Annotated in this window: 24 protein-coding genes; 15 read left to right on the plus strand and 9 right to left on the minus strand. The window is 69.6% G+C overall.

Translation table 11 applies throughout. The annotated features are described in order from the left end of the window. The first annotated feature begins 65 nt into the window (after positions 1-65). The 12 genes from OH809_RS39240 (at position 66) to OH809_RS39295 (ending at position 14,797) form a co-directional block, all read left to right on the plus strand. Positions 66-533 (plus strand): nuclear transport factor 2 family protein, encoded by a 468-nt coding sequence (locus tag OH809_RS39240; RefSeq protein WP_406416362.1) that lies wholly within the window; start codon positions 66-68, stop codon positions 531-533. Between the two features lie 209 nt (positions 534-742). Then, positions 743-1,579, plus strand: coding sequence for an SDR family NAD(P)-dependent oxidoreductase (locus tag OH809_RS39245; protein ID WP_406416360.1), 837 nt, complete (start codon positions 743-745; stop codon positions 1,577-1,579). A gap of 661 nt (positions 1,580-2,240) precedes the next feature. After that, positions 2,241-3,518 carry an ABC transporter substrate-binding protein gene (locus tag OH809_RS39250; protein ID WP_406416358.1) on the plus strand — a complete coding sequence of 426 codons (1,278 nt, stop codon included), beginning with the start codon at positions 2,241-2,243 and terminating at the stop codon, positions 3,516-3,518. A gap of 182 nt (positions 3,519-3,700) precedes the next feature. Continuing rightward, a complete protein-coding gene (locus OH809_RS39255; RefSeq protein ID WP_406516148.1) occupies positions 3,701-6,463 on the plus strand; it encodes an ABC transporter permease subunit in 2,763 nt (920 codons plus the stop codon). Then, positions 6,460-7,140: an ABC transporter ATP-binding protein gene (locus OH809_RS39260; RefSeq protein WP_406416355.1), complete on the plus strand. Its 681-nt coding sequence runs from the start codon at positions 6,460-6,462 to the stop codon at positions 7,138-7,140. Before OH809_RS39255 ends, OH809_RS39260 begins: the two co-directional genes overlap by 4 nt. A gap of 162 nt (positions 7,141-7,302) precedes the next feature. Continuing rightward, the gene (locus OH809_RS39265; protein ID WP_406516149.1) at positions 7,303-7,767 is read left to right on the plus strand and encodes a nuclear transport factor 2 family protein; all 465 of its coding nucleotides are present in this window, start codon (positions 7,303-7,305) and stop codon (positions 7,765-7,767) included. A gap of 230 nt (positions 7,768-7,997) precedes the next feature. After that, on the plus strand, positions 7,998-8,897 hold the full coding sequence (locus tag OH809_RS39270; protein WP_406416352.1) for an SDR family NAD(P)-dependent oxidoreductase: 900 nt from the start codon (positions 7,998-8,000) through the stop codon (positions 8,895-8,897). A 392-nt stretch (positions 8,898-9,289) separates the two neighbouring features. Then, positions 9,290-10,096: a crotonase/enoyl-CoA hydratase family protein gene (locus OH809_RS39275; protein WP_406416351.1), complete on the plus strand. Its 807-nt coding sequence runs from the start codon at positions 9,290-9,292 to the stop codon at positions 10,094-10,096. Between the two features lie 88 nt (positions 10,097-10,184). Continuing rightward, on the plus strand, positions 10,185-11,351 hold the full coding sequence (locus tag OH809_RS39280) for a thiolase family protein (protein WP_406416349.1): 1,167 nt from the start codon (positions 10,185-10,187) through the stop codon (positions 11,349-11,351). Between the two features lie 30 nt (positions 11,352-11,381). Continuing rightward, a complete protein-coding gene (locus OH809_RS39285; protein WP_406416347.1) occupies positions 11,382-12,143 on the plus strand; it encodes a 3-hydroxyacyl-CoA dehydrogenase in 762 nt (253 codons plus the stop codon). Positions 12,144-12,367: 224 nt separating this feature from the next. Next, positions 12,368-13,963: a long-chain-fatty-acid--CoA ligase gene (locus OH809_RS39290; protein WP_406416345.1), complete on the plus strand. Its 1,596-nt coding sequence runs from the start codon at positions 12,368-12,370 to the stop codon at positions 13,961-13,963. A gap of 39 nt (positions 13,964-14,002) precedes the next feature. Then, positions 14,003-14,797 carry an enoyl-CoA hydratase gene (locus tag OH809_RS39295; protein WP_406416343.1) on the plus strand — a complete coding sequence of 265 codons (795 nt, stop codon included), beginning with the start codon at positions 14,003-14,005 and terminating at the stop codon, positions 14,795-14,797. A 169-nt stretch (positions 14,798-14,966) separates the two neighbouring features. Here OH809_RS39295 and OH809_RS39300 read toward each other — a convergent pair whose 3' ends face one another. Then, positions 14,967-15,317: a cytochrome P450 gene (locus OH809_RS39300; RefSeq protein WP_406416342.1), complete on the minus strand. Its 351-nt coding sequence runs from the start codon at positions 15,315-15,317 to the stop codon at positions 14,967-14,969. Between OH809_RS39300 and OH809_RS39305 the strand changes: the two genes are divergently transcribed. The 3 genes from OH809_RS39305 (at position 15,285) to OH809_RS39315 (ending at position 16,177) form a co-directional block, all read left to right on the plus strand. Beyond that, positions 15,285-15,518 carry a hypothetical protein gene (locus tag OH809_RS39305; protein ID WP_406416340.1) on the plus strand — a complete coding sequence of 78 codons (234 nt, stop codon included), beginning with the start codon at positions 15,285-15,287 and terminating at the stop codon, positions 15,516-15,518. The genes OH809_RS39300 and OH809_RS39305 overlap by 33 nt on opposite strands. Before the next feature lie 195 nt (positions 15,519-15,713). Next, the gene (locus tag OH809_RS39310) at positions 15,714-15,914 is read left to right on the plus strand and encodes a hypothetical protein (RefSeq protein ID WP_406416338.1); all 201 of its coding nucleotides are present in this window, start codon (positions 15,714-15,716) and stop codon (positions 15,912-15,914) included. Next, positions 15,911-16,177 carry a hypothetical protein gene (locus OH809_RS39315; protein WP_406416336.1) on the plus strand — a complete coding sequence of 89 codons (267 nt, stop codon included), beginning with the start codon at positions 15,911-15,913 and terminating at the stop codon, positions 16,175-16,177. Before OH809_RS39310 ends, OH809_RS39315 begins: the two co-directional genes overlap by 4 nt. A gap of 111 nt (positions 16,178-16,288) precedes the next feature. Here OH809_RS39315 and OH809_RS39320 read toward each other — a convergent pair whose 3' ends face one another. The 8 genes from OH809_RS39320 to OH809_RS39355 form a co-directional block, all read right to left on the minus strand. Then, positions 16,289-17,020 (minus strand): class II aldolase/adducin family protein, encoded by a 732-nt coding sequence (locus OH809_RS39320; protein ID WP_406416334.1) that lies wholly within the window; start codon positions 17,018-17,020, stop codon positions 16,289-16,291. Continuing rightward, entirely contained in the window at positions 17,017-18,252 is a 1,236-nt protein-coding gene (locus tag OH809_RS39325) for an NAD(P)/FAD-dependent oxidoreductase (RefSeq protein ID WP_406416332.1), read from the minus strand. The genes OH809_RS39320 and OH809_RS39325 overlap by 4 nt, the downstream gene beginning before the upstream one ends. Further along, a complete protein-coding gene (locus OH809_RS39330) occupies positions 18,249-18,446 on the minus strand; it encodes a ferredoxin (RefSeq protein ID WP_345680796.1) in 198 nt (65 codons plus the stop codon). The genes OH809_RS39325 and OH809_RS39330 overlap by 4 nt, the downstream gene beginning before the upstream one ends. 49 nt (positions 18,447-18,495) lie before the next feature. Beyond that, positions 18,496-19,278 carry a 3-(cis-5,6-dihydroxycyclohexa-1,3-dien-1-yl)propanoate dehydrogenase gene (gene hcaB / locus OH809_RS39335; RefSeq protein WP_406416330.1) on the minus strand — a complete coding sequence of 261 codons (783 nt, stop codon included), beginning with the start codon at positions 19,276-19,278 and terminating at the stop codon, positions 18,496-18,498. Positions 19,279-19,422: 144 nt separating this feature from the next. Then, positions 19,423-19,743 (minus strand): hypothetical protein, encoded by a 321-nt coding sequence (locus tag OH809_RS39340; RefSeq protein WP_406416328.1) that lies wholly within the window; start codon positions 19,741-19,743, stop codon positions 19,423-19,425. Next, positions 19,740-20,330, minus strand: coding sequence for a 3-phenylpropionate/cinnamic acid dioxygenase subunit beta (locus OH809_RS39345; RefSeq protein ID WP_406416326.1), 591 nt, complete (start codon positions 20,328-20,330; stop codon positions 19,740-19,742). The genes OH809_RS39340 and OH809_RS39345 overlap by 4 nt, the downstream gene beginning before the upstream one ends. Then, positions 20,327-21,748: a Rieske 2Fe-2S domain-containing protein gene (locus tag OH809_RS39350; RefSeq protein ID WP_406416325.1), complete on the minus strand. Its 1,422-nt coding sequence runs from the start codon at positions 21,746-21,748 to the stop codon at positions 20,327-20,329. Before OH809_RS39350 ends, OH809_RS39345 begins: the two co-directional genes overlap by 4 nt. 317 nt (positions 21,749-22,065) lie before the next feature. Next, positions 22,066-22,623: a transposase domain-containing protein gene (locus OH809_RS39355; RefSeq protein WP_406416323.1), complete on the minus strand. Its 558-nt coding sequence runs from the start codon at positions 22,621-22,623 to the stop codon at positions 22,066-22,068. Positions 22,624-22,671: the final 48 nt, after the last annotated feature.

The following is a 22,671-nucleotide window of genomic DNA, read 5'->3' on the forward strand; positions in this document are numbered from 1 at the left end:
CCGGACCGGCTCGGTGCACGACGTGGACCCCGACGGGTCGACGGAGATATCGGAAGGGAACGCCCATGGCTGACAACGCACTTGACGTGAAGGACCGTCTCGACATCATTGATGTCTGCACGCGGATGGCGCTGTACATCGACCACCACCGCTGGGACGAGCTCGGCACGCTGTTCACCGACGTCATCGACCGCGACTACACCGGCATCTTCGGTGGCGAGCCGGAGCGGGTGACCCGCGAACATTTCATCACCCGCGCCAGTAAGCGGATGCCCAACTTCGCGGCGACACAGCACCTGGTCTCCGGCCACATCGTCACGGGTTCGGGTGATGAGGCCAACTGCACGTCGCAGGTGCAGGCGGCGCACTACCTGCCGACCACGACCGGTGACCCGATGTGGACCTGCGGCGGCCAGTACGACCTGCGACTGGTGCGGACCGACGGCACCTGGCTTATCAGCTCCGTCACCGCGACGCAGCGCTGGTGCACCGGGAACTTCGAAGTCATGCGCCTGGGTCTGGGCATCCGCTGACGCGGTCGCCGACGGCGGGATCGAGCGTCGCGCCCAGGTACGTCGGTCGAGACCCGTCGTGGTCGGCTGGAGCGCCAGCCGACCACGACAGCGCGGGTCGTGACCACATCGCAGCCTTCGCCATCGTGCCCGCGTGAGGCCAATTGGTTACGGTCCGAAGGACCGCTTCGGAAAGCAACGTCTGTAGTACAGAAATGCTGGAGGAGTGCATGGGAAGCAAGGAACTCACCGGCAAGGTCGCGCTCGTGACCGGCGCCGCGCGCTGCGGCGGCATCGGCCGCACGACCGCCCTGCTGCTTGCGGATCTCGGAGCGGACATCGCCTGCCTGGACGTGGCGCGACCGCCGGAGCACGCACCCGAGCACGGCGTCGGTTCGCCGAACGAACTCGCGGAGCTGGTCGCCGAGATCGAGGCCAAGGGACGCCGGGCCATCGCAGTCACCGCCGACGTCACCAACGGCGCTCAGGTCAATGAGGCGGTGGATCGCACCGTGGTCGAGCTGGGCAGTCTCGACCTCTGCTGCGCGATGGCCGGCGGGGTCGGGTTCGGTAACGGCATCGCCCCGCTGCTCAGTCTGGACGAGCCGTCCTGGGACTGGGTCATCGACGTCAACCTGAAGGGCGCCTGGCTCACCGCCGCCGCCGCGGGGCGCGCCATGGTCGCTGCTGGACGCGGAGGCCGGATCGTCACGATCGCGTCGTCTGCCGCGCTCGTCGGCACCAACGGCAACACCGGAATGGGGGTGTACGCGGCGGCCAAGGCCGGCGTCATCACGCTCACTCAGAACCTCGCCGCCGAACTGGGCCCGCACGGGATCAACGTGAACGCGGTGTCGCCGGGCATGATCGGCACCCAGGCGTCGGCCCCGGTGCGCGAGCAGTTCGAGCGCAGCGGACGTACCGACGCGGTGATCGGGAGCATCCCGCTGCGGCGATTCGGCGAAGCGGAGGAGATCGCCTCGATTGTCGCCTTCCTGTGTGGCGACGGCGCCAGCTACATCACCGGCGACGCCATCAACGCCACGGGCGGCAAGGTCCTCGGCTGAGCATCCCGCCTGTCCCGTCCGATGCGGGCCAAGCGCCGTCCCCAGTGCGGCCTAACCCTCCGTCGCGGATGAGCGCACCCTCACCCGCACCGGACCGGACAAGCGGGCCTCCCGCCGGATGAAGGCACGTCCTTATCCGCGACGACCCGCCTCTCCGATTTCTCTTTCCCTGTGGTCGGCCGCCGGCAGCGTGATTATTTTCGGCGGTGAGATCTGCGAGGCGCTGCCCCGCAATCCTCCAGCGGCGGATCCAAAAACCAACTGCGCGGCGGGCATTCGGCCGACACGTTGGTGAGCGCGCCCACTGTCTGAACGCCGTGTCACCGTGCGTCCAACGGTGGGAACGCACCAGTGACCTCGGCTCAGACGGCTGCGGAATCCGGCGCGTTCACGCATCCCCAGAGACCAAATCGGCAGTTCCCTGGCTTCCTTCGCTGGAATTCCGGTGAGCCGGTTGGAGTCTTGCGACATACATCTTTCTGGTTCGGCTCTCTGATTTTCAGAACTCGATTCTGTATCTAATCGCGAAGTTCCGTCCGGACCATTGCTCGGCTCGCTCAAGTGATATAGCGTCTCGGCACTCAGCAGAGGCATCTTCTGCTATGAAGAACTTTCGCGGCTCGGACGCAGCCAGTCCTGTCACCGCCAACGAGGAGATCCCATGGGACTCGACAGAGCATCAGCTCACGACTCGGCGACCACGGCGGGCACCGCCGCCGGCAGCCGCATGCCGAAGAAGAGCAGGCGCATCGCCGCGGTCGGTGCCGCGATCGTGGCCTTCACGGCCATCGCCTCGGGGTGTAGTTCGGATGACGACGGCAAGAAGGGCTCGTCGTCCGGTGGCGGCGCACCCATCAAGCTCATGGTCCAAGGCGCGATCTCCGGACCGGTCTACACGGTGCCCGAGATGGTGACCGGCGCGCAGGCCGCAGTGAACCGGATCAACTCCGAGGGCGGCATCAACGGCCGCAAGCTGGAGTTGATCCCCTGCGACGACCAGGGCAACCCGAACAACGCCAAGGCGTGTGGCCGCAAGGCGGTCTCGGAGAGGGTCGCCGCCGTCGTCGGCGGTCTGTCGATGTACGATAACCAGTTCATCCCGACCCTGGAGTCCGCCAAGATCCCGTACATCGGATCGACCGGCAGCGCGCCGATCGCAAACACCAACCCGGTGTCGTTCCCGGTCAGTTCGGGCGCGGTCAGCTACCTGGCCAGCGGGAAGGCGATGGCGCGCAACGGCTGCAAGAAGGCCGCCGTCTTCGCGGCCGACCAGCCCGGTGTGGACAGCGCGATCGAGAACATCACCCGCGGTCTCAACCAGTCCGGCGTGACCGAGGTCAAGCCGTACAAGTTCCCGACCAGCACCAGCAACTTCAGCTCGCTGGTCGGCACCGCCCAGGCGGCCGGGGCGGAGTGCATCGGAATCAGCTCCGGCCCGCAGGCCCTGGCCGGGATCATGCTCGCGGTGAAGAAGAGCGGCACCATCACGCCGATCAACACCATTCTTTCGAACATCGTGCCCGAGCTGCTCAAGACGGTCGAGTTCCCGGCCGGCAAGCTCACCGCCGACGGCTTGTTCTACATGCCGGACGCCGATGCCACCGGCCGGACCCAGCAGGTGCTTGGGCAGTACGTCGCCGATATTGCCGGGACGAAGGCCACCGGCCAGGCAGCGGCGATCGACGGCCCGTCGATCAACGGCTACAACAGCGTCCTGCTCTTCGCCGCGCTCGCCAAGACGCTGCCGGACATCACGGCGGAGAAGGTGCTCAACGCGATGGGCAGCTTCAAATCCGACACCGGGCTCACCACGCCGATCGACTTCTCCGGCAAGGGCCCGATCGAGGGAGCACCGCAGGTCCACGCCACCACGGCGATCACCTACTCCTGGACGGGTACGAGGTTGCAGCTGAGCGGCGACCCGATCACCGTCCCCTGACCGCCGATCGCGCAACCGATGCGGTCACCGATCCCGCCGAGACCCGCCCGCGGCTCGTTGCCCGGCTCGGCCGAATCGCTACCCGTGAGCGGATCCCGCACTTCGGGCGGACTCTCGCCAAACGGCCGCCGGCGCATGGCGCCGGCGGCCCGCCAGCACGCCGTCAGTGAAAGGACCGTCTGATGTCCAACGCGATTCACTTCGCGATCCTCGGCATGGCCAGCGGGGGGCTATATGCCTTGATGGCACTTGGTCTCATCGTTGTGCACCGCACGTCCGGTGCGATCAACTTCGCGCACGGCGCGATCGCCGTCGCGGCCGGGTACGTCCTGTTCTACTGCGAGTCGAACTCGATACCGACCCTGGTCTCGGTGGTGTTGGGCATCCTGTCCGGTCTGGTGCTGGGTGTCCTGATCCAACTCCTGGTCATGACGCCGCTGCGGAACGCCAGCACCCTGACCAAGGCGATCTCCACCCTCGGGATCCTGGTGGTGCTGCAAGCCAGTTGCCAGATGAAGTTCGGCTCCCAGCCGCAGCTGGTGAAGAGCTTCCTGCCGCAGAACGGCGTCACCATCTTCGGCGCGTACGTCACCGTCGACTACCTGATCATGTTGGGGATCGCGCTGGTGCTGGCCGCCGTGCTGTGGGTCGTCTACCGGCGCACCCGCTTCGGCCTGGCCACCACCGCTGTGTCGGACAACGAGGAAGCCCTCGGCACGCTCGGCTGGTCCTCGACCCTGGTCGCGCGCGGCAACTGGGCGATCGCCGGAACCCTGGCCGCGCTCTCCGGGGTGCTGCTCGCCCCGACCACCGGGGTGAGCCTGCCGTCGATGACCTCGCTGCTGCTGCCGGCGCTGGCCGCCGCCCTGTTCGGCGGGCTCAGCTCCTTCCCCGTGGCGACCCTCGGCGCGCTGCTCATCGGCGTCATCCAGTCCGAGCTGACGTTCTACGGGCAGGCACCGGTACTGCGCGACTTCCCCAACCTGCCGGAAGCTGTGCCGTTCCTGCTGATCATCGTGATCCTGGTGGCGCGCGGAAAGACGCTGCCCACCCGTGACTTCATCGAGTCGCGGCTGCCCGCGCTCGGTTCCGGCCGCGTGCGGCTGCGCACCCTGCTGCCGACCGTGCTCGTCGCGGTGCTGCTGATCCAGTGGATGCTGCCGCTCGAATGGGTCATGGCCACGACGTCCACCCTCATCGCCGCGATCATCGTGCTGTCCCTCGTCCTGCTGATCGGCTACGCGGGCCAACTCTCGCTCGCACAGCTGTCGATCGGCGGCCTGGGAGCGCTGGCCACCGCCCGCCTGGTCGCCTCGGCCGACTGGCCGCTGCCGCTGGCGGTGTTGGTCGGTCTCGCCGCCGCGGTGCCGGTCGGGATTCTGGTGGGCCTCCCGGCGGTACGCACCCGCGGCGCAACGCTCGCCGTGGTGACGTTGGGCCTGGCCGCCGCCCTCAACTCCCTTGTGTTCAGCACGGTGAAGCTGACCGGCGGGGACGTCGGCCTCGATGTGGGCTTCCCGTCCCTGCTCGGATTCGAGTTCGACGAGACCACGTACCCGCGCCGGTACGCCCTGGTCGCCCTCGCGCTGTTCGTCCTCGTGGGCATCGCCCTGTGCAACCTGCGCCGTTCCGGGCTGGGCCGCCGGATGATCTCGGTGCGCAGCAACGAGCGGGCCGCGGCCTCACTCGGTGTCAACGTGGTCGGCGCGAAGCTTGCGGCGTTCGTGATGTCGTCGGTGATCGCCACCCTTGGCGCGATCCTGGTCGCGTTCCGGTACCCCAACGCGCTGTTCACCAGCTTCGACCCGTTTCAGTCGGTCAACTACGTGGTGCAGTCCGTCATCGGCGGTGTCGGCTTCGTGCCTGGCGCCGCGGCCGGCGGCGTGCTCGAACCGAGCGGCCTGGGCAACAAGGTGATCCACAACATCGGTCTGGGCGACTGGCTGACCCTGGTCGGGGGTGTGCTGTTGCTGCTCACGGTGATCTTCAACCCGGACGGCATGGTCGGCAGCGGCCTCGAACAGGCGCGGGTGGTCAAGCGCAAGCTGTTCCCGGCCAAGGCGTCGTCGTACGCCGCGAGCAGCTCGATCGCGGTCCAGTCCGTGGTCGGCGACGCGCCTGGCCGCGGCGAGGCCAAGGTGCTGGCGGTGAGCGGCCTGACCGTGCAGTTCGGCGCGGTCACCGCCGTCAACGGGGTGGATTTCGAGCTGCGCAGCGGCGAGGTGCTTGGTGTCATCGGGCCGAACGGCGCCGGCAAGACCACCATCATTGACGCGCTGACCGGATATGTCCCGTCCAAGGGCTCGATCACGCTGGACGGCGAGCAGCTGCAAGGCACCGCGCCGCACCACCGCAGCCGACTCGGCGTGATCCGCTCCTTCCAGTCGCTGGAGCTGTTCGAGGACCTGTCGGTGGGTGAGAACCTGCTGGTGGCGTCGGAGAAGTCCACCTTCCGCAGGGCGCTCGGCGCGATGTTCTGGCCGAGGCGACCGGCGTTGGACGTCGCCGCGTCGGCGGCGGTGCAGGAGTTCGGGCTCGGCGACGCGCTCGACGGAGCGCCGGGTGATCTGAGCTATGGGCAGCGCCGACTGCTGGCGATCTCACGCGCCGTCGCCTGCAACCCCACCGTTCTGCTGCTGGACGAACCGGCGGCCGGCCTCGACGACGTCGACCGGCAGGCCCTGAAGGCACTGGTGCGGCGGCTGTCGGAGAGCTGGGGAATCGCGGTCCTGCTCATCGAGCACGACGTCGACCTCGTCATGTCCGTCTCGGACCGCATCCTGGCCCTCAATTTCGGCACCGTGACGGCACACGCCTCGCCGGAGGAGGTCCGCCGTCATCCGGAAGTCATCCGCTCCTACCTCGGAGAGGACGACGCAGCCGCGCCCGCCGGCGACGGCCACACCCGCGGCACCGACGAGACCCTGGAACGGAGTGCGCAATGACCGAGGCGGCATTGCAGGCATTCGGCATGTCGGCCGGCTACCACGGGGTGGCGGCGGTGTCGGAGATCGACCTTGAGGTGCACGCCGGTGAGGTCGTCGCGTTGCTCGGCCCCAACGGCGCCGGCAAGACCACGACCATCCGGGCGTGCGCGGGCCAGATCGGGTTGCTCGGTGGCAACGTGCGGCTGAACGGCTCGGAGCGGCCCGGACCGCTGTTCAAGCGCATCCGCGGCGGCATGGGGCTGTTGACCGAGTCGCGGTGCGTGTTCATGGGTCTGACGGTCCAGGAGAACCTGCGGCTCGGCCGCGGCCCCATGGACGACGCGCTGGCGCACTTCCCGGAGCTGGAGCGGCGGTTGGACGTGCGGGCCGGCCTGCTCTCCGGCGGCGAACAGCAGATGCTGGCGCTGGCGCGTATCCTCGCGACCCACCCGAATGTGCTGATCGCCGACGAGCTTGCCCTGGGCCTCGCGCCGCTGATCGTCCGGCGCCTGCTCGACGCGCTGACCGCGGCTGCCGCCGACGGTGCGGCCGTGCTCATCGTCGAACAGCAGACCCGGCTGGCGCTGGAAAGCGCCCAGCGGGCCTACGTGTTGCGGCGCGGAAAGGTGGCGCTGTCCGGGCCCACCGCCGAACTGCGCGCTCAGAGCGCGGCCGTGGCGGAACTGTACCTGTGACACCGGTGACGCCACCCCGAGACGGGGCGATGGCGTTGCTTCCGCAGATCCCGGCCGACCCGGCGGAGTTCCCCCGTGCCCGGTGGATACGGGCTCCATCGCCGGGCAGGTTTAGACGTCGGCGCCGACCGGGTGCCGGCCTGATTGAGAGGGGCAGTGACTGTGACGGTCAACTCGCTCGATGTGGTGGACCGGCTCGCCATCATGGACACCTGCAATCGGATGGCGCTGTACGTCGACGAGAAGCGCTGGCCCGAACTCGCCGCGCTCATGGCCGACGAGATCGGACTGGACTACACGGATGTCAGCAACCGTGGCCTGGAGCGGTTCACCCGTGCCGAGTACGAGAAGCACGCGGCGGCTCTCCTGGTGAACGACCCGATCACCCAGCACCTCGTGGCGTCGCACATCGTCGAGGGCTCCGGCGACCAGGCCAGGTGTGTCTCCCAGTTCCAGGCGACCCACGCGCTGCCCAACACGACCGGCGACTCGTCGTGGGTGCTGGGCGGCCAGTACGACAGGCAGCTGGTGAAGGTCGACGGCCGCTGGCTGATCCGCAGTATCAAGGTCACCCGCCGCTGGACCACCGGCAACTGGCAGGTCGTGGTGCTGGGACGCGCCCAGTAGGTCCCTTCGAACACCCCGCCGGGTGAGGTCGCGTCGCCTGGCACCGCGTCTTGTGCAGCGCAGCCCCACAGCGCGTGGCCGGACCTATGTGACAGGGCCGCAATACGGCGAGGCGCGGTGCCAGGCGGCGCGGCCCCCAGCAGGGGCTTGGCAGACCGGGACCGGCCGGGCCTCCGGCGAGCACGAGGCGCGGTTCCGTGCTCGGAAATCACGAGGAGGGTGAGGAAACGATGGAACTCACTGGGAGAGTCGCGGTCGTCACCGGTGCCGGGCGCGGCCTGGGCCGGGCACACGCGTTGTTGCTCGCCTCCCTGGGCGCCGCAGTGGTCGTCAACGACCTCGGCGGTGGGCTGGACGGCTCGGGAGGATCCGCCGAGACCGCCGAGTCGGTCGTCGCCGAGATCACCGTCGCGGGCGGGACTGCGGTCGCGAACGCCGACAATGTGGCGACCTCGGCCGGGGGCGCCGAGATCGTCGGGACGGCGCTGCGCGAGTTCGGCCGCGTCGACATCGTCGTGAACAACGCCGGGACCACCGGCGGCCTCGTCGGCTTCGGCGACCTCGACGACGAGCGGCTGATGTCCGTGCTCGGCTCGCACCTGATCGGCTGCTTCAACGTATCCCGCGCGGCCTGGGGACCGATGGTGGCGCAGAGGTACGGGCGGATCGTGAACACCACGTCCGGCGTCGGTCTGTTCGGGATGGGCAAGGGAGTGGCGTACGCGGCCGCGAAGATGGGGATCGTCGGCCTGACACGCTCGTTGGCCGTCGAGGGTGAGGCGAGCGGGATCAAGGTCAACGCCATTGCCCCGATCGCGGCCACCCGGATGGCCGGTACCGTGTTCGGCGCTCTCGACGAGCACCTCGACCCGGCGCGGGTGTCGCCCGTCGTGGCCTACCTCGCGCACGCGGACTGCCCGGTCACCGGCCGGGTGATCTCGGTCGGCGGCGGCCGGGTCGGTGAGGTGTTCTTCGGCGCCGCGCGCGGCTATTTCAATGCCGACCTGACTCCGGACGACGTTCGAGAGAACTTCGACACCGCACTCGACCACACCGACTTCGTCCTGCCGCTGGACGCGATGGACGAGGTCGGCGTCACCGCGACCATGCACGGTCTGAGCGGAATCTAGGCCCTGCCGAACACCCCTGCCGAACCGGCGCTGGACCACCGGCAACGGGCCGGTTCGGTGCCGGACGCGCGCAGCAGCATCGCATTCTGTGATGGCCCGTCAGCCGACTGCTGGCGGGCCGTCGATGTGTGTGCGGTCGGGCGGCTGGCGCCGACTGACGGGGTGTGACAGGCGCGTGTGGCCGCGCTGTCAGGCCGGGCGGGCGCCAGGAAAGGGCCGCGACCACCCCCACGCGCTTGGCCCAGGCGGACGATGCCCCGGTGTGCACCGCGTCAATTCGCCTCGTGGAACGGCCCTTGCCGGTTTCATCCGCTGGTCCAGGGCTTGACGCCCGGGGTCCTGCGGTCTAAGTTCCCTGCTTAGCGATCGATAAGTAAGTGCGGAGGTTGGCGATGACGGACGGGAACCCCGAGGCCGCTGAGCCGGCGGCGCTGCTGGAGCGTCGCGGCGCTGTCGCGCTCATCACCCTCAACCGGCCCCGGGCCCTCAACGCGGTCAACGCCGCGCTGTCGGCTGCCGTGGGCGAGGCGCTGGAGGAGGTCGCCGCCGATCCCGAGCTGCGGGTGGCCGTGATCACCGGCGCCGGGCGGGCGTTCTGCGCCGGAATGGACCTGAAGGCGGCGGCAGCCGGCGAGCCCGTCATGGCTCCCGGGCATGAGGACTGGGGCTTCGCCGGCCTGGTCAACCACTTCATCGCCAAGCCGGTCATCGGGGCGGTCAACGGCTTCGCCCTCGGCGGCGGCACCGAGATCGCGCTCGCCTGCGACCTCGTCGTGGCCGACGAGAACGCGCAGTTCGGCCTTCCCGAGGTGCGTCGCGGCCTGTTCGCCGCCGCGGGCGGCGTGCTGCGGCTGCCGCGCCAGGTGCCGAAGAAGATCGCGCTGGAGATGGCGCTCACCGGCCAGCCCTTGGACGCCGCCACCGCCGCTCGGTGGGGGCTGGTCAACCGGGTCGCACCGGCCGGCACGTCGGTCGAGGTGGCGCTGGAGCTGGCCGAGACCGTCGCCGAGGGTGCCCCGCTGGCCCTCCAGGCCAGCAAGCGACTCATCCACCGCAGTGAGGACTTCGGCTCCGACTGGGAACCCGCGATGTGGGACGAGAACGAGCGCGAATGGCAGGCCGTATTCGCGAGCGAGGACGCCCAGGAAGGTTCGCGCGCGTTCGCCGAGAAGCGCGCTCCGGTGTGGCGGGGCCGCTGAGCACCCCGCGTCCGGACCGCCGGGCGCACCGCCGAGCCGCGGATGCCCCTCCCTGAACCGCCGCGATCCGTCCCTGAAAGGACACCAAATGAACGACGCCGTCATCGTCGACGTGGTGCGCACCGCGTCCGGCAAGGGCAAGCCCGGAGGCGCCCTGTCCTCCGTGCACCCGGTGGACCTGCTCGCCACGGTCCTCCAGGCCCTCGTCGAGCGCAACGGCCTCGACCTCGCGCTGGTCGACGACGTGATCGGCGGCTGCGTCTCGCAGACCGACGAGCAGGCCCTCAACATCACCCGCACCGCCCTGCTCGCCGCCGGCTTCCCGGAGTCGGTCCCGGCCACCACCATCGACCGCCAGTGCGGCTCCGGCCAGCAGGCCGCGTCTTTCGCCGCCCAGGGCGTCATCGCGGGCGCCTACGACGTCGTGATCGCCTGCGGCGTGGAGTCGATGAGCCGGGTCCCGATGTTCTCCAGCGCGCGGGGAGCGGACACCTCCGGCACGCTGCTGGGCCGCCGCTACACCGAGGGACTGATCCCGCAGGGCGTCTCCGCCGAACTGATCGCCGCCCGCTGGAAGTTGGACCGCGAGGAGCTCGACGCCTTCTCGGCTCGCTCCCACCAGTTGGCCGCTGCCACCGCGGCATCCGGTGGCTTCGACCGGGAGATCGTCCCGATCGGCGGGCACACCGTGGACGAGACCGTGCGCCCGGCCACCACGGCGGAGGGCCTGGCGGGCCTGAAGCCCGCGTTCACCGGGGCACCGGAGGCCGCGCGCTTCCCGGAGATCGACTGGCGGATCACCCCCGGCAACTCCTCGCCGCTGACCGACGGCGCGTCCGCCGCCCTCATCATGAGCGCCGCCACCGCCGAGCGGCTGGGCCTCACGCCTCGCGCCCGGTTCCACTCCTTCGCGGTCACCGGCTCGGACCCGCTGCTGATGCTCACCGGTGTCGTCCCGGCCACCGAGAAGATCCTCGCGCGCTCGGGCCTGACGATCGACGACATCGACGCGTACGAGGTCAACGAGGCGTTCGCGCCCGTGCCGCTGGTGTGGCAGCGTGAGGTCGGCGCCGACCTCGACAAGCTGAACCCGCGCGGCGGCGCGATCGCGCTCGGCCACCCGCTCGGTGCCTCCGGCGGGCGCCTGCTGGCCACGCTGCTGGGGCAGCTGGAGGCGACTGGCGGACGCTACGGCCTGCAAACCATGTGTGAGGGCGGCGGCATGGCCAACGCCACCATCATCGAGCGCATCTGATCCGCCATCACCTCTCCTGGAGAACGCATCGTGAACATCGCAGGCAGCGTCGCAGTCATCACAGGCGGGGCCTCCGGCCTGGGCCTGGCCACCGCCCAGCGGCTGCTGGACGCCGGAGCCTCGGTGGCCCTGGTGGACCTTCCGAGCTCCGATGGCGCGGCCGTGGCCGCCAAGCTCGGCGACCGGGCTGTTTTCGCCGCTGCCGACGTGACCAGCGAGCAGGACGTGGCCGCCGCCCTCGACGCCGCCGGTCGGCTTGGGGACGTGCGCATCGCGGTGAACTGCGCCGGCATCGGCACCCCGGCCCGGGTGCTGGGCAAGAACGGGCCGCTGGCTCTGGACCTCTTCGCCGGGGTCATCCAGGTCAACCTGATCGGCACCTTCAACGTCATCCGCCTGGCAGCCGAGCGGATGAGCGCCAACCAGCCGGTCGACGGCGACTGCGGGGTCATTGTTAACACCGCGTCGGTCGCCGCGTTCGACGGGCAGATCGGCCAGGCCGCGTACTCCGCGTCCAAGGGCGGCGTCGTCGGCCTCACCCTGCCGGTCGCCCGCGACCTGGCCAGCCGGCACATCCGCGTGGTCACCATCGCGCCCGGTCTGTTCGAGACCCCCATGCTGGCCTCGCTCCCGGAAGAGGCCAAGCAGTCCCTGGGTGCCCAGGTGCCGCACCCCAGCCGCCTCGGCCGTCCCGAGGAGTACGCCGCGCTGGTCCAGCACATCACCGAGAACCCGATGCTCAACGGCGAGGTCATCCGCCTCGACGGCGCGATCCGGATGGCCCCCCGGTAGGCGAGGCCGCCGAAGGTGGCACGCCGATGGGCCCCGCGCCCATCGGCGTGCATCGGTCCGGGCAGGAGCACGGACACCGCGGCACACACCGCGCGGTGACATTGCCCCAGACTTCGCCACGGCTTTTGACCGGACCGTCGCCCGACGACTGGCGATCACGGAGTCGTGGTGGTGACCGTTCCGGGGCTCGCAACGGACCTGAAAACGCAGAGAGGACACCGCGGATGTCGGACCAGTCGATGAGCCGTAGCGTCGAAGCGCCGCTCAGTTCGCGGCGCAACCACTGGGTGAACCACCTGGAACGGCACGCCTTCCAGATTCCGGATCGGCCCGCCCTGCGATTCGAAGGCGTGACGACCACCTGGGGCGAGCTGCGCGAGCGCGTCGCCGCCCTGGCGGACGCCCTGTCGCGGCGCGGTGTCGGGTACGGCGACCGGGTCGCCATCCTGATGTACAACCGCCCCGAGTCCATCGAGACCATGCTCGCCACGAACCGCCTGGGGGCGATCGCTGTCCCGGTCAACTTCCGGTTGAGTCCGGAGGAGATGGCGTCCATCCTCGACGACTGCGGTGCCGACCTCCTCGTCGCCGAGAGCGCGTTGGCCGCCACTGCCGTGGATGCTCGTGCGCACATGTCCGGGTCGTTGCGGCTGGTGGTGTCCGGCGCGGACACCGGGGCAGCCGGGGAGAACGCCGAACTCTACGTGTACCTCATGGACGAAGCCGGCGACCCGCACCCGGCGGTCGACGTCGACGAGGCCACACCGGCGCTGATCCTCTACACCTCCGGCACCACCGGGCGTCCCAAGGGGGCGGTGCTCTCCCATCAGAACCTCCAGGGACAGGCCCTGACCATCACCCGGGCCTGGCGGCTCTGGGATGGCGGCGAGATCAGCCTGTGCGCCTCACCGCTCTTCCACAGCGGCGCCATCGGCAGCGTCATACCGCTGATCCTGATCGGCGGCTGCCTCGTCATCATGCCCACCGGGCAGCTCTCGGCCGGCCAGGTGCTCGACACCCTCGAATCCGAGAAGGTGACGAGCGTCTTCCTGGTGCCGACCCTCTGGCAGTCCCTCTGTGACGACCCCTCGATCTCCTCGCGCGACCTCTCGCACCTGAGGATTACGAGCTGGGGAGCCGCCCCCGCGACGGACACGCTGCTGAACAGGATGGCCGAGGTGTTCCCCGGAGCCGTCAATGTTGCGCTGTTCGGGCAGACCGAGATGTCCCCGGTCACCTGCGTGCTGGACGGCAAGGACGCACTGCGCAAGCTCGGCTCGGTGGGCAAGCCGATCAGCACCCTGGCGGTCCGGGTGGTCGACGACCAGATGAACGACGTCGCTCCCGGCGAGATCGGTGAGATCGTCTACCGGGGCCCGACCATGATGACGAGCTACTGGAACAACCCCCAGGCAACCGCGGAAGCGTTCGAGGGCGGGTGGTTCCACTCCGGAGACCTGGTGAGGGTCGACGACGAGGGCTTCTTCTACGTCGTGGACCGCAAGAAGGACATGATCATCTCCGGCGGCGAGAACATCTACTGCGCCGAGGTCGAGAACGCGCTCGCCGCGCACCCGAACGTCCTTGAGGTCAGCGTCATCGGACGCCCGCACGAACGCTGGGGCGAGACACCGGTCGCGGTGATCGTCCCCAGGGACTCCGACGCGGACCTCACCGTGGCGGAGATCCGGCAGTGGGCCCAAGGCTGCCTTGCGAAGTACAAGTTGCCGACCGAGGTCCACATTGTCCGTGAACTGCCGCGCAATGCGGGCGGCAAGGTCGTCAAGGGCGCGCTGCGTGACACATTCGGTGGGCGGTAGTTCCGCGCGACACCCTGGGTGCTTCGAGAAAGGCCGACGATGTCCACACCACACAACGACGACGTACTCGTTGCCCGAACCGGCACGATCCTGCGGGTGACGTTCAACCGGCCCGAGAGCCTGAACGCGCTCACCACGCCGATGCTGAACACGGCGGCTCGCGCCATCGAAAGCAGCGGCACGGACGCGGGCGTACGTGCGATCGTGCTCACCGGGGCCGGCCGGGCCTTCAGCTCCGGCGCCGACCTCGCCGCGAACGGCGAGGTGGGAGAGGGGGGAACCCCCGATCCCGTGATCATCGACGCGGCCAACCGGCTGACCACGGCGGTGCGCCGGGTTCCCAAACCGGTCGTCGCCGCGGTGAACGGCCCTGCGGTCGGCGTGGGTTGCTCGTTCGCGATAGCTGCCGACTTCACCGTCGCCAAGGAATCGGCGTATTTCCTGCTGGCCTTCGCCAACGCGGGCCTGATGCCAGACGGGGGAGCGACCGCCTTGATTCCGGCCGCGATCGGCCGGGCACGGGCCAACCGGATGGCCATGCTCGCCGAACGCATCCCGGCCCCCCTCGCCGTCGAATGGGGGCTGATCGCGGCGGCCTTCCCCGACGATGCGTTCGAAGCCGAGGTCGACCAGCTCGCGACGCGGCTCGCGGAAGGTCCGACCGTGGCGTACGCGGAATCCAAACGAGCTTTCAACGCCACCGTTCTGGCGCAGCTACCCCATGCGCTGGAAGCTGAGCGCGAAGGGCAGTCCGCATTGTTCCGGACCGCCGACTTCGCTGAAGGAGTCGAGGCGTTCTGCCAGAAGCGGGCGCCTCGATTCTCCGGCACGTGACGGCGACGCTCTTCTCGTTCTCCCACGAAGAGAACGAGAAGAGACCGGTCTGAGGTGCAAGCGGGCCCGGTGTGCTATCCGTCCACAAGGACGGGACGGCACACCGGCCCTGCTCGCGGCTGCCGGCAATACCGGGAGCACGGTTCGCGGACGCCCGGACGATTCCGCGCTACACCGCCAGGGGCAGTTCGGTGAGGCGGGGAGCCGTGCCCGCGATGACCCTCCGTGCCATGCGGGCCGCCGGTACGGCAAGGGGGAGGTCGGGATAGCGGGCGAGCAGGGCGCCCAGGGCCACTTCGCATTGGAGGCGGGCGAGGGACGCACCGAGGCAGTAGTGGATGCCGTGGCCGAAACCGATGTGCCCCTCGGACTGCTCGTCGGCGCCGCGCGTGATGCCCAGGCATCCCGGGACAGGGTGGCGGCGCGGGTCGCGGTTCGCCGAGACGAGGATGAACTGGACGGCGTCGCCCGTGCGGATGCGGGTGCCGTGGAGGTCGACGTCCTCGGCGGCGACGCGCATGCGGTGTCCCGGGGGCCCGCCACCGTCACCGCGTGGGAACCGCCGCACCGCTTCGCGTGCCGCTACGCCGACGACACCGGCTTCTCCAACACGCTGAGCTACGACCTGTCGGCCCCGGGCGGCGCGCCGACGCGGCTGCGCATGACGATCCACTGGGTGCACGAAGGAGAATCCCGACGACGGCTGGGACACCCGCGCTGATGCCGCCACGCGGTACGCCGACGTCTACCACCACTCCCTGCGCAAGTACCTGGCGCACTCCGGGCGGCGGCCGACCGCGTACGTCCGCGCCGAGCCGGCGCCGGACCCGTCCGGGCAGTTCGCCCGAGTGGCCCGCGCGGTCGGCGTCGGCGACGAAGCGGCCCGGGGGGAAACGGTGGTCTTCGCCCACAGGGCATGCGCTCCCAGGACGCGGTGATCGATTACCGCAAAGCGGACTTCCTGGAGCTGCGCACCGCGGACGGGCTCTACCGCTTCTTCAACGGCGCCGCGTGGCGGTGGCCGCTGTGGCTCGGACATCACCTGTACGGCGAAGGCATCGACACCGACGAGGAGGCGCGATCGTGGTCCTCGTGGCTGGAGGCGATCGCAGCGTGACCACGGTCCCGGAGACCTCCGTGCCGGATGACCCCACCGTCCCGACGGAGGACGCGGAACTTGGCGCAGTCCCCGACGACGACGACGCCGGCGACCGGGAAGCCGTCACCGTGTACAGCGCCGAACTCCGTTGGCAGGAAGGCCGATACCTGCTCGTCGTCCACGACCACCTGCGCGGATCCGTGCAGGCCACCCGCGTCGCCAGGAAAGCGGTGGACAAAATGCCCACCTACCTCGCCATGCTGGGCCGCCCACGCCACTGACCCGAGCCGCGTCTTGCCAGCGGAGTCAGGCAGGGCACCGACGGGGAACGCCCGCGCCGCGGCCTTGTGCCGTCTCGGTCCAAGGTCCGCGGGCGCGGGCTGTCGCGCTGCTCAGCAGCCGCAGTCGTGGAGGCGGGCGAGTTCGTGGCGCCAGGAGGTGGCGACGTTGAACGATCCGCCGAGGTCGGGGAGATCCGCCCAGTCCTCCTCGGCGATGTCGACGAGGGTGCCGCCCGCGGACGCCACCTGGAGGGAGAACCGGCTGATGGTGTCGACGCTGACGGCCTGGAGGACCGCGCGTTCGACGGTGTCGGCGACGCTGGTGAGGCCGTGGCCGCGCATCACCACCACCGGCCGGTCGCCCATGGCCTCGCACACCTCGGTGGCGAGGGTGCGGCTGCGCACCAGCACCGCCCTCGGGTAGACCGGGACGCCCCCGGCGGCGAGGTGGGCCCCGGGGATGTCGAACGACCCTAGGATCGGGCGGACCCCCAACCCCGCCAGGTCGGCGGCCACCACGGTCGGAGGGTGCGCGTGCAGGACCGCGTTGATCTCGGGTCGCCTGCGCAGCAGCTCGGTGTGCAGCGGGAGTTCGTTGGGCACCGTGTAGCCGTCGGCGAGCTCGCCGACGGCGGCTGGCGCGCCGTCGAGGTCGACCCAGTGGACGTCCGCGGCCGTGGTGAAGGCGAGCCCGCGCTCCTGCGCCCCGCGGCAGCGGACGAGCAGGGTGTTCTCGTCGATCCGCAGGCTGATGTGACCGAGGATTCCGTCGGCGAGTCCGCGTACGGCGAGCACCCGGCAGGCGCGCGCGATCAGTTCGCGCTGGGCTGGCGTCGGTGTCATGCCTTGGTCTCCGGGCGGTTGGCGGCGTTCGCGATGGCGCGAAGGCCGGGTTCGAGGTCGCTCCAGGCGGTGCCCTCGCGCAGCGCCTTGCGGCACTCCACCATGACGCGCGGCCAGTTGACGACGACGGCGCCGCGGAGCAGGCCCTGATCGTCGGCGTAGAGCGCGGCGAAGCGTCGATCGGCCGTCGGGTCGCCCAACAGTGTGGTGGCGGCCGATCCGGAGGTGTCGCCGACCACCTGGATCTTCCAGTCGTGCTGGTCGCTCCAGACGAACTCGACGGGTTCGTAGGCCCGCAGGTTCCCGGGGTGGAGGATGTTGTGTGCCACGCAGGCCGCTTGGTCAACCGCGTTGGTCCAGTGCTCGGCGCGGACGTGCGCCCCGCGTGCCCGGTCGAACCAGCGGGCGATGTCGCCGACCGCGTAGACGTCGGTGGTCCCGACCGCCCGGCAGTACTCGTCGCAGACCACGCCGTTCTCCAGCGTGAGTCCGGACCCGGCGAGCCAGCCGTCGTTGGGGACCGCGCCGATACCGACGACCACGGTTGCGGCCTTCAGCTCGGTGCCGTCGTCGAGGGTGACGGTCAGCTGCCCCTTGCTCCCGGTGATGCCGGTGACGCCGATGCCCATCAGGCACCGGACCCCCGCGGCCTCGTGCATGGCCATCGCCGCACCGGCGACGTCCGTGCTCAGGGACCTGGTCATCGGGAGCGGCTGCGGATCGACCATCGTCACGTCGAGGCCCAGCCGGCGTCCCGTGGAGGCGACTTCGGCCCCGATGAACCCGGCGCCGATGACCACGAGCGAGCCGCCGGCGAGGAGGTCCGCCCGCAGCCCGGCCGCGTCGGCCAGGGTGCGGACGACGTGCACTCCGTCCATGTCCCCCCAGGGCGAACGGCGAGCCGCGGCACCGGTGGCGACCACGAGATGGTCGTACCCGATGCTGCTGCCGTCGTCGAACGAGACCATGCGGCCCCGCGGTTCCAGTCCGGTGGCGCGCACTCCGAGGCGCAGCCCGATGCCCGCCGCATCCGCCTGCTCCCGCGTCAGCAGGCGGATGTCGTCCGCTCCGGACGACCCGGTCAGCAGGCCCTTGCTGAGCGGAGGCTTGTCGTACGGCGCCTCCGCCTCCGCTTCGGCGAGGACGATCTCCCCGTCGTACCCGCCCGCGCGCAGCGCCTGCGCCGTGCGGACGCCTCCGACGGCGCCGCCGACGATCAGCGTGCGCGTCATGCGTCGGTCACCTTGAGTGCGGAGACCGGGCAGCTGCGCGCCGCCTCTTCGACGCGCTTGCGGTCCGCGTCCGGGACCTCGGCCTTGAGGACGACCACAATGCCGTCGTCGTCGATGTCGAAGTAATCGTCGGCGCCGACAACGCAGTTCGCGTAGCCCTGGCACGCCCCCAGATCGGCCCTGATGACTGCCATGTACATCACTCCTGCGGGAAGATTGCGAAGATCGGGTTCTGAAGGTCCGTCACTTGATCCGGATGCCGCCGTCGGAATGAGCGACGTCCCCGGTGATGCCCCGGGCCCGGCGGGAGGCCAGGAAGACGTAGCTCCACGCGTGGTCCGCACCGGACATGGCGATGCCGAGCGGCACCCGTCCGGCGAGTTCGGCCTCGCGCCCCGGCGTGTCGTTGAGCCGCTTGTCGCTCAGGCCGAGCGCGCCGGCGCCGCGCAGGTCGGTGTTCATGGTCCCGCCCGGCGCGACCCCGTTGACCCGGACCTCGGGGGCGAGTTCGTGCGCCAGCGCGGTGACGAGGCCGCGGACGGCGTGCTTGGAAGCGACGTACATCACGCCGCCGCGCCCGGGGTAATAGGCCGAGGTCGACTCGGTGAGGATCACCGACCCGCGCGACTTGCGCAGCTCCGGCAGCGCGGCCTTCACCGAGTGGAGGTGGCTCTTGACGTTGACGGCGAAGATCTCGTCGAACGCGCCGTCGATCTCGTCCTCGCCGAGCTCCGTCAGCCCCCGGTAGAAGTCGAAGATCCCGACGCAGCTGACCAGCACGTCGAGGCCGCCGAACTGCTGTACGGCGCGGTCCACCGCGGTGCGGTTGTCCGCGGCGAGGGTCGCGTCCCCGGTGACGACCGGCACCTCGGGAAGCTCCGCGGCGAGGCGGTCGACCTTGGCCTGGTCGCGTTCGAGCACCGCGACCCGGGCGCCCTCCGACAGGAAGGCGTCGACAACGGCGCGTCCGATACCGGATCCGCCGCCGACGACGAGTGCGCGCTGGCCGTCCATCCAGCCGGTCATGAGGGAACGCTCCTAGCTAAGGGAACCGCAACGGGTTCTCGGTGAAGGGGACTTCGGCGGAAGCCGGGGGTCACGGCCTGGATCGGCCGCGTGTGTGCGGGCCGCTGTGGCGTGCCTGCCACGGCTTCCTGGGGCCGCGAGGCGTCAGGGGATTTCCTTCAGCAGCGGCTCGAAGGGATGACCCACCATGGCGGAGAACGTCGCTGGGCCCTGCCACGTCAGGGCTTCGAGCTCCAGTGGGTCGAGGGTGATCCATTGCCCGGACTTCGGAGAGTCGATCAGCAGACGGGCTCCGTTGCGGGTCTGCACACAAACGACGCGGATCTCGGCGAACTCGTTCGCGATCACGATCGGTTCCCCGACCGCGTTTTCGAGGAAGCGCCGCCGTCGGACGTCGGCTGGTTCCGTCGCTTCGGGTTCCGTCGCTTCGGGCTCCGGCCCGGAGGTGATGGGCTCCTGGCTCATAGGAAGATCGCCAGGTTCTGCATGCGGATCACCGACTCATCGGCGGCGATCAGGCGGCGGGCCAGCTTCCACACGCCGTCGCACCGGCGCAGCAGGTCCTCGCGACCTGCGGAGACGAGCGCGGACTCCACCACGTCGCCGCGGCTGCGGAACAGCAACACCGCTGATTCGACGATGAGTTCGTCGTCACGATCGGTGGCGAACGTTCGCACGTTGGTGACGAAGTGGCGGAGCCGGGACGGCGGGTCCTCGGTCCAGGCGTGCTCGGTCGCGAACCGGGCCACCCGCTGACGGAGGGAGTACATGTTCTCGTCGAAATGCGCCATTCCCGGTGCGGTGTCGTAGCCGCTGCCCAGCGCGGTGGTCACCTTCACTGGCATGAAGTAGTGGATGTCCTCGGTGAGCACGTCCAGCCACGCGGTGTAGTCCTGCGTGTCCAGGATGTACGCCTCGTCGACCAGCCACTTGTGGGCGGTGAGGTGCCGCGTGTCGTCGAACGCGAGCGAGGCTCCCACCCGGCTCGTGGTCGAGGCGTGCGCTCCCAGCGGGGACTTGCGGGAGTCGACCCGGATGCGGTTGGCGTTCATCGACCGACCTCCGCAAGCTCGTCGTCCTCGCCGGTGGTGGCTCCGCGTGGTGAATCGGGCGTTCCGACCTCGACCGGCGGTTGGGTGGCCGCAGGTCGCTCCAGATGGTCGGCCCAGTCCGCGAGAAGGAACCGCTGGTTGTACTCGCCGTAACCGATCCGGGCCACGCCGGGGCCGGAGAACTCGTCGTCCGTCAGGGCCGGGACCACCGGGCTGTTGTCGGAGAGCAAGCCCATCCGGTTGTTGAGCAGCAGTCGGCGCGCCATCGATCCGGCGGCGGTGCTGGTGAGCGAGACCCAGTTCTCCACGTCGTCCTGCTCGAACATGCCCGAGCTGCCGAAGCACATGAGGTACGCCTTGTAGGACAACGCCTTGAACTCCTCCGGCGCCTCCTTGTCGACGGCGAACCAGGACAGCACCTCGGTCTCGTCCTCGCTGATCGGCTGCCACTGGCGGATCGAGATGAAGGGGAGCACCTCGTCGGAGTCTTCGACCTTGGGCCAGTTGTGCACGAAACTGATGTTCGGGAACGCCGACGCCGCGGAGATCATGAAGCCGTTGTCGCCGATCAGCGACAGCTGCTCCTCCGACCACGTGGTCTTCATCCGCTCGATCATCTCGTCCGGGTAGCCGACGTACCGGAGCCGCTCCTCCAGGGTGCCCGGGGGCAGCTTGTACGTCGTGCCGCCACCGCGTCCGGCCCAGTAGGTGCAACCGTCCTTGCGCTTCTCCGCCTTGGGCTCGCGGAAGAGGCCGATCTCGACCACGCTGGTGTGGGTCTGCGGCGTGTGGTACATGTCACCGGCGAAGTTCTCGACGCCGATCTTCCAGTTCGACTTCACCCGCCAGCGCTGCGGTCCGCGGAGCTCGATGCCGCTCGCCGACTGCTTTGTGTAGTAGTCCAGGTAGAACGTGAAGTCGCCGAGGTACTCGGTGAGCGGCGGGGCGTCGGGGTCCAGGCTGACGAAGATCAGCCCGTTGTAGGTGTCGATCGCGGGGGCCGGCAGCAGGGCTTGGCCCTTGCGGCGGAAGCCTTCCTCGCCGCCGTACGCCTCCTGGTGGAAGGGCAGGCCGACGATCCGTCCGTCGTTCCGGTAGGACCAGCCGTGGTAAGGGCACCGGAAGTGGGTCGCGTTGCCCATCTCCGCGCGGCACACCTGCATGCCCCGGTGCAGGCACATGTTGAACATGGCCCGGACCTGGCCGTCGTTTCCCCGGGCGATGATGAAGGAGTCCTCCAGCACGCGGCGCACGACGTAGTCGCCGGGCTCGGGCACTTCCGATTCGTGGCCCACGAACATCCACGCCCGGCTGAACAGCCGCTCCTTCTCCAGTTCGAAGATCTCGCGGTCGTTGTAGATGTACGCAGGTGTCATCCCGCGACGAACGTCGTCGAGGACGGTTCCGTGATCTCGCATGGCGGCTCAGCCTCGGTTTCACTAGCTCTGTCTGCCAGAGACATTCTCTACTCATTAGAGTGTAACCGGCAAGCTCCGGGTCGCACTTTGCGTCGGACTCCCCATGCCGCCGGGGGCCTGACGCGGACGGTGGGCAGGGCGGGCAGGACGGCGTAGCCGAGGCGAGTCAGAACCGTTGCCGAGGTACCGGAAGGGGGTGGGCACCCGGCGGGCGGAGGAGCGTATGAGGAACTGTGCGTCACGCTGAGTCACGTTGTTCAGGGAGATGCTCGCATCAAAGGCAGCATCGGCCAGCAGCATCGAGGAGTCCAAGGCGTTCAACATCCGGGCGGCGTAGTCGAGTTCGCCGGTGGACTCGGGCCGAAGGCGGCGTCCAGCAGTGCGCGGGTGCCGCACTCGACCAGCGCGACGAGCCGCAGCACCGGGTAGCCGAACTCCAGCCTTTCGCCGCTGCGTTTGGGGTAGCGCCAGGTGAGCTGTTCATCGTCGGGGACGTGCAGAAGGGTGCCGTCCAGGGCCACACAGCGCAGGGCCCGCCAGGTGACCCCCGCATCCCGCGGGCGGCCGACCAGGCTGGCCAGGGCCTTGAACAGGGCCTTGAGCGGGGCGGAACCGATGCGCCGCCGGGCCCGGGACAAGGACGAGAGGGCCGGGCGTACCAAGGGCAGCCCCTGCAGCGAGGCGGTCAACGCGTTCCAGGCCATCCGGTAGGAGGCGTGCTCGAACAGGGCCAGCGCGAGGACGAAATACACCACGACCCGCGAGGGCAGCAGCCGCAGCCGCTTCTCGCGTGTCCCGGTCTCCTCCAGCACGGCGTCCACCAGGGCGAAGTCCACGATCTGGGTCAACTCTCCCAGATACCCGGGCGCGTACACACCCCCGGCTGTCTCGATCGTGCGCGTGATGACAGACTGCTCCTGCAG

Origin of the sequence: Streptomyces sp. NBC_00873, from assembly GCF_045207415.1 — a bacterium.
Classification (GTDB): domain Bacteria; phylum Actinomycetota; class Actinomycetes; order Streptomycetales; family Streptomycetaceae; genus Streptomyces.

What these genes read in the sequence shown, in the direction of transcription:
- OH809_RS39240 (WP_406416362.1), top strand. Translation starts at nt 66, where the DNA reads ATGGCTGACAACGCACTTGACGTGAAGGACCGTCTCGACATCATTGAT.
- OH809_RS39245 (WP_406416360.1), top strand. Translation starts at nt 743, where the DNA reads ATGGGAAGCAAGGAACTCACCGGCAAGGTCGCGCTCGTGACCGGCGCC.
- OH809_RS39250 (WP_406416358.1), top strand. Translation starts at nt 2,241, where the DNA reads ATGGGACTCGACAGAGCATCAGCTCACGACTCGGCGACCACGGCGGGC.
- OH809_RS39255 (WP_406516148.1), top strand. Translation starts at nt 3,701, where the DNA reads ATGTCCAACGCGATTCACTTCGCGATCCTCGGCATGGCCAGCGGGGGG.
- OH809_RS39260 (WP_406416355.1), top strand. Translation starts at nt 6,460, where the DNA reads ATGACCGAGGCGGCATTGCAGGCATTCGGCATGTCGGCCGGCTACCAC.
- OH809_RS39270 (WP_406416352.1), top strand. Translation starts at nt 7,998, where the DNA reads ATGGAACTCACTGGGAGAGTCGCGGTCGTCACCGGTGCCGGGCGCGGC.
- OH809_RS39275 (WP_406416351.1), top strand. Translation starts at nt 9,290, where the DNA reads ATGACGGACGGGAACCCCGAGGCCGCTGAGCCGGCGGCGCTGCTGGAG.
- OH809_RS39280 (WP_406416349.1), top strand. Translation starts at nt 10,185, where the DNA reads ATGAACGACGCCGTCATCGTCGACGTGGTGCGCACCGCGTCCGGCAAG.
- OH809_RS39290 (WP_406416345.1), top strand. Translation starts at nt 12,368, where the DNA reads ATGTCGGACCAGTCGATGAGCCGTAGCGTCGAAGCGCCGCTCAGTTCG.
- OH809_RS39295 (WP_406416343.1), top strand. Translation starts at nt 14,003, where the DNA reads ATGTCCACACCACACAACGACGACGTACTCGTTGCCCGAACCGGCACG.
- OH809_RS39300 (WP_406416342.1), bottom strand. Translation starts at nt 15,317, where the DNA reads ATGCGCGTCGCCGCCGAGGACGTCGACCTCCACGGCACCCGCATCCGC.
- OH809_RS39310 (WP_406416338.1), top strand. Translation starts at nt 15,714, where the DNA reads ATGCGCTCCCAGGACGCGGTGATCGATTACCGCAAAGCGGACTTCCTG.
- OH809_RS39320 (WP_406416334.1), bottom strand. Translation starts at nt 17,020, where the DNA reads ATGACACCGACGCCAGCCCAGCGCGAACTGATCGCGCGCGCCTGCCGG.
- OH809_RS39325 (WP_406416332.1), bottom strand. Translation starts at nt 18,252, where the DNA reads ATGACGCGCACGCTGATCGTCGGCGGCGCCGTCGGAGGCGTCCGCACG.
- OH809_RS39330 (WP_345680796.1), bottom strand. Translation starts at nt 18,446, where the DNA reads ATGGCAGTCATCAGGGCCGATCTGGGGGCGTGCCAGGGCTACGCGAAC.
- hcaB (WP_406416330.1), bottom strand. Translation starts at nt 19,278, where the DNA reads ATGACCGGCTGGATGGACGGCCAGCGCGCACTCGTCGTCGGCGGCGGA.
- OH809_RS39340 (WP_406416328.1), bottom strand. Translation starts at nt 19,743, where the DNA reads ATGAGCCAGGAGCCCATCACCTCCGGGCCGGAGCCCGAAGCGACGGAA.
- OH809_RS39345 (WP_406416326.1), bottom strand. Translation starts at nt 20,330, where the DNA reads ATGAACGCCAACCGCATCCGGGTCGACTCCCGCAAGTCCCCGCTGGGA.
- OH809_RS39350 (WP_406416325.1), bottom strand. Translation starts at nt 21,748, where the DNA reads ATGCGAGATCACGGAACCGTCCTCGACGACGTTCGTCGCGGGATGACA.